This is a genomic window from Pseudomonas lopnurensis (assembly GCF_015070855.1).
In the GTDB taxonomy this organism is placed as follows: domain Bacteria; phylum Pseudomonadota; class Gammaproteobacteria; order Pseudomonadales; family Pseudomonadaceae; genus Stutzerimonas; species Stutzerimonas lopnurensis.
The window spans coordinates 68851-78237 of the sequence record NZ_JADDIX010000031.1 but is presented as its reverse complement, the minus strand read 5'-3'; the positions used below and the strand labels follow the sequence as shown (position 1 = coordinate 78237).

8 protein-coding genes and 1 pseudogene are annotated in these 9387 nt (G+C 65.6%); 7 read left to right on the top strand and 2 right to left on the bottom strand.

Translation table 11 applies throughout. The features are described from left to right. Positions 1–190 precede the first annotated feature (190 nt). The 4 genes and pseudogenes from IN820_RS06655 to IN820_RS06640 all read left to right on the top strand — a co-directional run bounded on the left by IN820_RS06655 (position 191) and on the right by IN820_RS06640 (position 4564). Complete coding sequence (locus tag IN820_RS06655; RefSeq protein WP_193680219.1) at positions 191–820, top strand: thiol:disulfide interchange protein DsbA/DsbL; 630 nt, start codon at positions 191–193, stop codon at positions 818–820. A 6-nt stretch (positions 821–826) separates the two neighbouring features. Next, on the top strand, positions 827–1696 hold the full coding sequence (locus tag IN820_RS06650) for an endonuclease/exonuclease/phosphatase family protein (protein ID WP_193680218.1): 870 nt from the start codon (positions 827–829) through the stop codon (positions 1694–1696). Continuing rightward, on the top strand, positions 1693–3537 hold the full coding sequence (locus IN820_RS06645; protein WP_193680217.1) for a GGDEF domain-containing protein: 1845 nt from the start codon (positions 1693–1695) through the stop codon (positions 3535–3537). Before IN820_RS06650 ends, IN820_RS06645 begins: the two co-directional genes overlap by 4 nt. 243 nt (positions 3538–3780) lie before the next feature. Next, positions 3781–4564, top strand: a pseudogene (locus tag IN820_RS06640) (peptidoglycan recognition protein family protein). A 209-nt stretch (positions 4565–4773) separates the two neighbouring features. Here the strand turns inward: IN820_RS06640 and IN820_RS06635 are convergent. Continuing rightward, positions 4774–6561, bottom strand: a complete 1788-nt coding sequence (locus IN820_RS06635) for a KinB sensor domain-containing domain (RefSeq protein ID WP_193680216.1) — start codon at positions 6559–6561, stop codon at positions 4774–4776. Further along, positions 6558–7904, bottom strand: coding sequence for a sigma-54-dependent response regulator transcription factor AlgB (gene algB / locus IN820_RS06630; RefSeq protein ID WP_193680215.1), 1347 nt, complete (start codon positions 7902–7904; stop codon positions 6558–6560). Before algB ends, IN820_RS06635 begins: the two co-directional genes overlap by 4 nt. Positions 7905–8223: 319 nt before the next feature. Between algB and IN820_RS06625 the strand changes: the two genes are divergently transcribed. The 3 genes from IN820_RS06625 (at position 8224) to IN820_RS06615 (ending at position 9348) form a co-directional block, all read left to right on the top strand. Next, on the top strand, positions 8224–8655 hold the full coding sequence (locus IN820_RS06625) for a PA2169 family four-helix-bundle protein (protein ID WP_193680214.1): 432 nt from the start codon (positions 8224–8226) through the stop codon (positions 8653–8655). Between the two features lie 175 nt (positions 8656–8830). After that, complete coding sequence (locus IN820_RS06620) at positions 8831–9067, top strand: hypothetical protein (RefSeq protein WP_193680213.1); 237 nt, start codon at positions 8831–8833, stop codon at positions 9065–9067. A gap of 110 nt (positions 9068–9177) precedes the next feature. Then, positions 9178–9348 carry a DUF1328 domain-containing protein gene (locus IN820_RS06615; protein WP_014854442.1) on the top strand — a complete coding sequence of 57 codons (171 nt, stop codon included), beginning with the start codon at positions 9178–9180 and terminating at the stop codon, positions 9346–9348. Positions 9349–9387 lie beyond the last annotated feature (39 nt).

Below are 9387 nucleotides of genomic sequence, written 5' to 3'. Positions count from 1 at the left end.
CGGCCCGCTCCTACGGACGTTCAGAACACCTCGACACTTCGAGCAACACGCAATGGGGACAGAGCCTTTTGTTTTAAGGCTCGCTACAATTATTCCGTCACCGGTGCGCGATCGCTGAAAAATGCTGGCGAGTCCTGGCGTTTTGCTGCAGCCTGTTGCGCCATCGGTTCGTCGTTAACAGGAGTACTTCATGCGCAATCTTCTACTCACTGCCGTTTTCGCTGCAGCGAGCCTGTTCGGCTGGGTGGCCCAGGCGGCGGAGTTCCAGGCCGGCAAGGAATATGTCGAGCTGAGCAGTCCGGTGCCGGTCGCCGATTCGGGCAAGGTCGAGGTGGTCGAGCTGTTCTGGTACGGTTGCCCGCATTGCTACCAGTTCGAGCCGATCATCAATCCGTGGGCCAAGCAGTTGCCCGACGACGTGGCATTCAAGCGCATCCCGGCGATGTTCGGCGGCCTGTGGAACGCCCACGGCCAGTTGTTCATCACCCTGGAATCCATGGGCGTCGAGCCGCAGGTGCATGACGCGGTATTCGCCGCCTACCACCAGGAGCGCAAGAAGCTCGCCACGCCCGAGGAGATGGCCGATTTCCTCGTCGGACAGGGCATCGACAAGCAGGCGTTTCTCAAGACCTACAACTCTTTCGGCGTACGCAGCCGGGTGGAGCAGGCCAAGAAGCTCGGCATGGCGTACCAGATCACCGGCGTGCCGGTCATGATCGTCAACGGCAAGTACCGCTTCGACCTCGGCTCGGCCGGCGGCCCCGAACGTGCGCTGGAAGTCGCCGACTTCCTCATCGAAAAAGAACGCTCAGCGCGGTAAGCGACGATGCTGCGCCGCTGGAGCGCACCGCGCCTCGCCGGACCGGGCAAGGCGCGGATCAACCCGCACTGTCTGGCCAGCAGCGGCCTACCGGCCGACGGGCGCCTGCGGCTGCTCAGCTTCAACATCCAGGTCGGCATCAGCACCGAGCGCTATCACCATTACCTGACCCGCAGCTGGCAGCACCTGCTGCCACATCCCGGCCGCGCCGGCAATCTGCAGCGCATCGGCGAACTGCTCGGCAACTACGATCTGGTCGCCCTGCAGGAAGTCGATGGCGGCAGCATGCGCTCCGGCTATGTCAATCAGGTCGAGCATCTGGCCCAGCTCGGCGCATTCCCCTACTGGTACCAGCAGCTCAACCGCAATCTCGGACGCTTCGCCCAGCACAGCAACGGCGTGCTCAGCCGGCTCGAGCCGCAGGACCTGGAGGACCACCCACTGCCCGGGCCGTCCGGGCGCGGCGCCATCCTGCTGCGTTTCGGCGAGGGGCCGGATGCGCTGGTGGTGGTGATGATGCATCTGGCGCTGGGCGGCGGTACACGCACGCGCCAGCTGGCCTACATCCGCGAACTGATCGGCGGCTACCGCCATCAGGTGCTGATGGGTGACATGAACACCCATGCCAACGACCTGCTGGAGAATTCCCCTCTGCGCGACCTGGGTCTGCTCGCGCCGCAGGTCGAGGCGACCTTTCCCAGCTGGCGGCCGCAGCGCTGCCTGGACCATATCCTGCTGAGCCCGAGCCTGGCCCTGGAGCGCGTCGACGTGCTGGCGCAGCCGATTTCCGATCACCTGCCGGTGGCGGTGGAGATTCGTCTGCCCGATGCGCTGCAGGGCGATGCGTTGCCGGTGCCCACGGGCGAGCCGATATGAACGACGAAGCCCAGCGCTGGCGGGAAAAATACCTGCAGCTCGTCGAGCAGCAGGAACAGCTGGAGGCCCGCTGGGAACAGCGCGTCGACCTGCTGCGGCGCAGCCTGGTGCGCAGCAGCATCGCCGTCGAAGGCGCCGATGCGGCGGTCGAGCGCTGCCTGCAGGAGATGCGTGAAATCCTCCGCGACGGCGATCTGGATGACGGCCTGAGCAACCTGGTGCCGCGCCTGGAAAAGGCCGTGCTGGACTCCGAGCGCAACCGGCAGGAACGGGCCGTGCAGCTCGCCGAGGCGCTGCACCGGCTGGTCGCCCACCTGCAGGCGCTGCCGTTGCCGGCCGAGTTGCGCAAGCCGCTCAAGCGCTTCGCCCGACAGCTCGACCAGCGCGCGGCTCAGCTGTGCGAAATTCCCGCGCTGTTGAGCGAACTGAGCGTGTTGCAGGAGCAGGCCCTGAGCCTGCAGATCGATTCGGCTGTGCAGCGGGGCGGTTTGCTACGGCGTCTGTTCGGCGGCCGTGGCGAGCCTCTGGCGGAGCCCGCCGTGGCCGAGCCTGCCGCCTTGGCGCTGGCCGCTGCGGGCGAATGCGCCGTCGTCGCCGAGTCGCCGGCGGCTGTCCCGCTGGAGCCAATGCCGGATGCCGGCGAGGCCGGTCCCGTCCTCGAGTCCGTCGATCCGCCGCTGCTTGCGCCGCTGCCTGTCGACCCGCCGGAGCAGGACGAGGAGGTTGTCGGTAGCGAGGCGCCGCAGGAGACCGTGAATGATGCCGAGCATGCCCTGCCGGTATCGCCGGAGCCCGCCTACAGCGTGGTTGCCGAGCGTGTCGAGGCCACGCTCAACGGGTTGCTCGATGGCATGCATCTGCCGGAGCAGTACCAGCCACAGTTGCAGACGCTGCGTGAGCGTATCCAGCGTGGCCTGAACTGGTACGAACTGGTGCCGGTACTGGACGACCTCGCCGTGCTGATGATCGCGGTCAGCGATCTGGGCCAGCGCGAGTTCGAGAACTACCTGCGGACCCTGAACGAGCGCCTGGCGGCCATGCAGGACAATCTGCTCGCTGCCCACGAAGGCCATGCCCAGAACCGCGAGGCCGCGCAGGCGCTGGATGCCGAGTTGCGCGAGCAGGTCGGCGGGCTGCAGAGCAGCATGCGCCAGGCGACCGATCTGCCGAGCCTCAAGCAGGTGGTGCAGGCGCGTCTGGACGGCCTGCTGGATACGGTGGACAGCTATGAGCGCCAGCGCAGCGAGCACGAACGCACCCTCGGCGAGCGTCTGCAGCAGCTGGTTGGCCGCGTCGGCAGCCTGGAGCAGGCCGCGCGCAGCCTGCGCGGGAATCTGGAAGAGCAGCGGCAGAAGGCGCTGCAAGACACCCTGACCGGATTGCCCAACCGCGCCGCCTGGAACGAACGGCTCGATCTGGAATTCGCGCGCTGGCAGCGCCACGGCGGCGATCTGCTGCTGGCGGTGCTGGACGTCGATCATTTCAAGCGGGTCAACGACGGTTATGGCCACCTGGCCGGCGACCGGGTGCTGAAGATCATCGGCGGCGAGTTGCGCAAGCGCCTGCGCAAGACCGATTTCATCGCCCGTTTCGGCGGCGAGGAGTTCGTCCTGCTGTTGCCCGGCACGACCGCCGAGGCCGGGCAACAACTGCTCGAGGTGCTGCGCCAGTCGATCGAGGCCTGCCCGTTCCACTTCAAGGGCGAGCGGGTACAGGTCACGCTGTCGGCCGGACTCAGCGCCTTCGCCGTCGGCGATACGCCGGAGCGCGCCTTCGAACGCGCCGACCATGCGCTCTACCGGGCCAAGGATGTCGGGCGCAATCGCATCGCGACGGCCTGACCGCCTGCTCGCAGCAAACGGTTGCGCTCGTGGGATGTAACCCGCCCGGCTGAACCCGGAGGGCACCTGCGAAATCCTTCTCGCGGCCATGCGGTTCGCGATGAAACGGGAACAGGCACTGGAATTCGACGGGTATAATCGCCGGTCTGCCCGCAGTCACGCTGGCGCCAGCCCGACGTCCGGTAGCGCGCCGCACGATCCACCCATCTGCGTCATTTCGCCGTCGACACAGAGGTTGCCCCGATGAAAACCGTAACTCTCGCCCTGATGATCCTGTTGCTGGCCGGCTGCGCCGCCGGTTCGCGGATCGATACCAGCCATCCCTCCGCCGGTCACGACAGCCGCGTCCAGTTCATCGTGCTGCATTACACCTCGAGCGATCTGCGGCGCTCGCTGGAGCTGCTCACCCAGCGCGAAGTGAGCAGCCACTATCTGATCGGCGAGTCGCCGGCGACCATCTACCGCCTGGTGGACGAGGATCGCCGTGCCTGGCATGCCGGCGAGAGTCAATGGAACGGGCGAACCTGGCTGAACTCCAGTTCCATCGGCATCGAGCTGGTCAACCGCGGCTATGTCGAAAGCGCTGACGGGCGGCGGCTCTGGTATCCCTATTCCGAGCAGCAGATCGATGCGCTGGTGGTGCTGCTCAAGGACATCATGGCGCGCCATGGCCTCAAGCCCGGGGCGATCATCGGGCACAGCGACATCGCCCCGCAGCGCAAGGTCGATCCCGGTCCGCTGTTTCCCTGGAAGCGTCTCGCCGATGCCGGCCTGGTGCCCTGGCCGGCCGCCGATGCGCTGGCCGCGCAGCGGGCGCACTACGCAGCCACCGGCGTGCCGGCGATCGACTGGTTCCAGCAGGCGCTGGCGCAGCAGGGCTACCAGGTGCCGCGCCATGGGCATCTGGACCCGGAGACGCGCAACGTGATCGCCGCATTCCAGATGAAATACCGGCCGGCTCGCTTCGACGGCNGAGCCGGATGCCGAGACTGCCGCGCTGCTGCAGGTACTCAACGAGGGTCGCTAGGCAACTACGCGGTTCGCAGGGCGCCACGTAGGTTGGGTTGAGGAGCGTAGCGACGAAGCCCAACATGACACACCGACGTCAAGCCATATGCGGCTGCGAGAAGACAATGGCGCAGCCGGTGTGTTGCCCGATGCACCGTATGTTGGGCTTCGCAGGCTCAACCCAACCTACCATCACTGCGAGCCGTGGGGTTGGCGAGGGCTCACCGATCAGATCGGTAGCGCGACGTAGAAGATGGTGCCATGGCCGATGCGCGAGTGCACGCCGATGCGGCCGCCATGCAGCTGCGCGATTTCCTTGCACAGGGCAAGGCCGAGCCCGGCGCCGCCACGGCGGCGGCCGATCTGCACGAACGGCTCGAAGATGCGCGCCTGCTGGCTGTAGGGAATGCCTTCGCCATTGTCCTCGACGCTGAGGATCATCCGCTCGCCATGGTGCCGCGCCAGCAGGCGGACCTCGCCGCCCTTGGGCGTATGCCGCAGCGCATTACTCAGCAGGTTGTCCAGCACCCGCTCGATCTGCTGGCGGTCCAGCAGCAAGGTCGGCAGCGGCAGTTGCAGTTCCAGCTTCAACTGCACGTCCTGCTCGGCCGCGGCGACCTCGAAGCGCTGGCTGGCCTCCTCGAGTAGTTTGGGAATGTCGCACTGCTCCAGTTCCAGCTTCTGCTGGCCGCTCTGGTAGCGGGAGAAATTCAGCAGGTCGTTGATCAGCCGGACCAGGCGCTGCATCTCCTCGTGCACGGTGTCGAACAGGTCGGATTCGCGGCTGCCCGGTGGATAGTGCATGCGCTCGCGCAGCAGGCTGAAGGCCATCTGCATGCCGGTGACCGGGGTGCGCAGTTCGTGGGAGGCGCGCAGCACGAATTCGTTGCGCACGCGCTCGAAGGTGCGCTGATCGGTTACGTCGTGCAGCACCATCACCGCACCGCTGATGCTGCCGTCGAGATGGCTGACCGGGCTGATACGCCAGGCCAGCAGGCGGCGTTCGCCGTCGGCCTCGATGATCAGGTCCTGCGGCGGATCGGACAAGGGTTTGTCATCCAGCACCTGGCGCGCGGCATTGTCCAGCTCGGGATCGTCGAGCGCCTCGCCCAGGGTCGAGCCCAGGTGTTCGGTTTCCCAGGCCAACTGCCGCTGCGCCACCGGGTTGGCGTGTTCCAGGCGACCCTCGCGGTCGATGATCAGCAGGCCATCGTCGATGCTGTCGAGCAGCGCCTGCAGGCGCTGCTGGCCGTTGACCAGCGCTTCCACGTTGGTCTGCTTGAACTGATGCAGGGCCTGCGCCATCAGGCCGAAGCGGCGGCTCAACGAGGAGAGTTCGGCGATCGGCGGGCGCGGCAGCTCGATGTTGAAGTCGCCGCGGCCGATCTGGTCCGCCGCGGCGGACAAGCGTTCGATCGGCTCGCCGAAGCGCCGGGCGAAGCTGTGCGCGGTGATGAAGCCGATCAGCAGCACGGCGATGGCGGTCAGCCCGAGCAGACCGGCGAGCAGCGCGGCGCGGTCGCGGCTGCGCAGCTCGGTATCGCGGATCTTGTCGTATGAGCTGCGTTGCATGTCGGCCATCAGGCCGCGCACCCGATTGAAGGACTGGCTCAGCGCGTTGTCTTCCAGCAGCGTCCAGTTCAGGTGGCTCGAGGCGTTCAGTTCCTCGAGGAAGTCGGCATAGGCGCTGGCGATCTCCTGGAATGCCTGGTGGTCGCCGTCGTCGGTGGCCTCGGCGATGCCACGCTCGAGGGTCTGCTGGAACGCCTGGCGCACCGGAGCCAGCGCTTCGTCGTTGCGCTGCTCGCTGAGCAGGACGATCAGATGGTTGCCCAGCGCCTGGCGCAGCTGCTGATTGATTTCGATGATGGCGAAATTGTTGCGGATCAGCTGTTCCTGGCTCTTGGCCATTTGCATCACGCTGACCAGCGCCAGCAGCAGGCCGAGCAGGGCCACCGTCATCAGCGCCGAGAAACCCAGGAACAGCCGGGTTCTCAGCTTCATCTGGAGTTTCATAAGCCGTACTGCTTACGTTTTCGATAGAGGGTCGAGGCGTCGATGCCGAGGATGCGTGCGGCCTGTTCGAGGGTATCGCTGGTGCTGAGCACGCCGGCGATGTGGGCCTTCTCCAGCGCCTCCAGGCTCATCGGCTCGCCCACCCGTGGCGCGTTGCTGGAGGTCTGCTCGCCGAGGCCAAGATGACTGACCTCGATCATCTGCTGCGGGCAGATGATGCTCGCGCGCTCCACCACGTTGCGCAGTTCGCGCACGTTGCCCGTCCAGCGATAGGCCTTCAGTGCGGCGATCGCGGTGTCGCTGAAGCCGCGGGCCGGGCGTCCGTAATTCTTCACGAAGGAAGCCAGGAAGCGTTCGGCGAGCGCCAGTACGTCCTCGGGGCGCTCGCGCATCGGTGGCAGGTTGAGGGTGATGACGTTGAGGCGGTAGAGCAGGTCCTCGCGGAACTTGCCCTCGCGGACCATCTCCTCGAGGTTGAGGTTGGTCGCGGCGAGGATGCGCACGTCGGCGCGGCGGGTCACCGGATCGCCGACGCGTTCGTATTCCTTGTCCTGGATGAAGCGCAGCAGCTTGGGTTGCAATGCCAGCGGGAAGTCGCCGATCTCGTCGAGGAACAGCGTGCCGCCGTCGGCCTGGTTGACCCGGCCGAGGGTGCTCTCGGTGGCGCCGGTGAAGGCGCCGCGGTTGTGGCCGAACAGCTCGCTTTCCATCAGGTCGGCCGACAGCGATGGGCAGTTGATGGTGACGAAGGCCTTCTTCGAGCGCCGGCTCCAGGTGTGGATGGCCCGCGCCAGTTCGCCCTTGCCGGTGCCGGATTCGCCGAGGATGAGGATGTTGGCATCGGTGTCGGCCACCTGGCGGGCGGTTTCCAGCACCGCCATCATCGCCGGGCTGTGCGAGCCGAGGGCATCGCTGCGCTGCTGCATCTCGCCTTCCAGCGCCTCCAGGCGCGCGGCCATCTGCCGGACTTCCAGCTGCTTGGCGGCGGACAGGCGCAGTTGCTCGGGGCTGCACGGTTTGAGCAGGTAGTCGGCGGCGCCGGCCTGCATGGCATCCACCGCGGTATCCACCGCCGAATGCGCGGTGACGATCACCACCCGCATCCAGGGCGCCAGCATGCGCATCTGCTGCAGCACGTCGAGGCCGTTGTCCTCGCCCAGGCGCAGGTCGAGGAAGCACAGGTCGAATACCTGGCGCTGCAGGATCGCTTCGGCCTGCGCCGCGCTGGCGGCGGTCATCACCGTATAGCCGCGGTCCTCCAGGCAATAGCGGAAAGTGCGCAGGATCGCCGCTTCGTCATCCACCAGAAGGATGCGTCCGCCGTTGTCCGTCGTTTGGTCCATGGAAGCTCCCATCAGCTAAGGCGAAGTCAGTTGCGCTGGCAAAAACTTCTGAGTGTGGCGTCGCCTCGCGCCCGGCCGTTGCTCCGTTGCGCTGTTGGCGAGTGTTTTAGTCTATGAAAAGTCTTGCAAGTTGCACGGTGGGGAAAAGCCTTTCCTGCATGCTGCACACCCGGCCGCGCGGCTGCGGCGCGCAAGTGCCTGATTTTGCGTGGCGTGCGGCTGCGACCGCACTGGCACGGGGCTTGCGATCCCTTGTTATCCGGCGCGCTCATCGCCGCAGGTGGGGCGCCAGTCGCAAACCAGCCGTGCAGGAGGACTCATGAACCAAGCCATCAATCAGCTCAACGAGCTCATCGAGGTTACTCGCGATGGCCAGCGTTTCTACCAGCATGCCGCCGAGGAAGTAAAGGACGTCGAGCTGCAGCATCTGTTCCGCGACATGGCCCAGGCCAAGACCCAGGTAATCCAGGCGCTGGCGGTCAAGGTCGCGGCCAGCGACGAGCAGCCGGCCCAGGGCGGCACGCTGCTCGGCCGCATGCACGAACTGTACGCCGATACCCGCGCGCATGTCGGCAATCACGATACCACCTACGTCGATCAACTGGAGCAGACCGAAGAGCGCATCCTCCAGGCGTTCGAAGACGCTCTGCCGGATGCCGAGCCCGATGTGCGGGCCATGCTGGCCATCGAGCTGCCGAAGCTTCGCGCCTGCCATGAGCGCATGCGCCAGGTGAAGCGGAGTCGGCACTGAGCGTTCGTGCAAAACGCCCGAAGCGAAAGGGCAGCTCGTGCAAATTAAGTGGCGAAGCGAGTCGAAGGTATCGATTAACTTATTGAAAATAAAGGAAATATTTCTCAGTTATTGCCTGGCACGAGGCCTGCAACGAACCCATCGACAAGTTCGCCATGCTTAGAAGGAGTTGAGGATGAATCGCCAAGCCCGCTTTTCATTGGCCAGCAAGGGTTTCCTCTCTGCTGCGGTGGTCATGCTGATCATGGGGGCCGAACGGCCGATGTCGCAACCGCTCAGCCAGGCGCAACAGAATTCCGCGGAACGAATCGGGCTGTATGACGCTCAACCAGTAGAGCTCACGCGGACCGGGCAACAACCGCGAGCAACCGATTACTACCGGGCGCAGGTCGAACAGCGTTGGGTGTTCTGAGCAGCGAAGGGGATGTGTGAGCGAACCAGCAGGGAGGCGCAACAAATTCGATGCCGATCAGGCTGTTCTGATCCGCTGAGAACCGTTCCTGAACCGAGAGGAGTAACACCATGCTGAGTTGGGCCATTACCTTCCTGATCATCGCCATCATCGCCGCGGTACTGGGCTTCGGTGGTATCGCTGGGACCGCCACGGGTATCGCCAAGATCCTGTTCGTGGTCTTCCTGGTGCTGTTCGTGGCATCGCTGATCTTCGGCCGTGGACGTGGGCCGCGAATCTGATGCGATCGATAGCCGCCCGTGAAGGGCGGCTGCACTGCG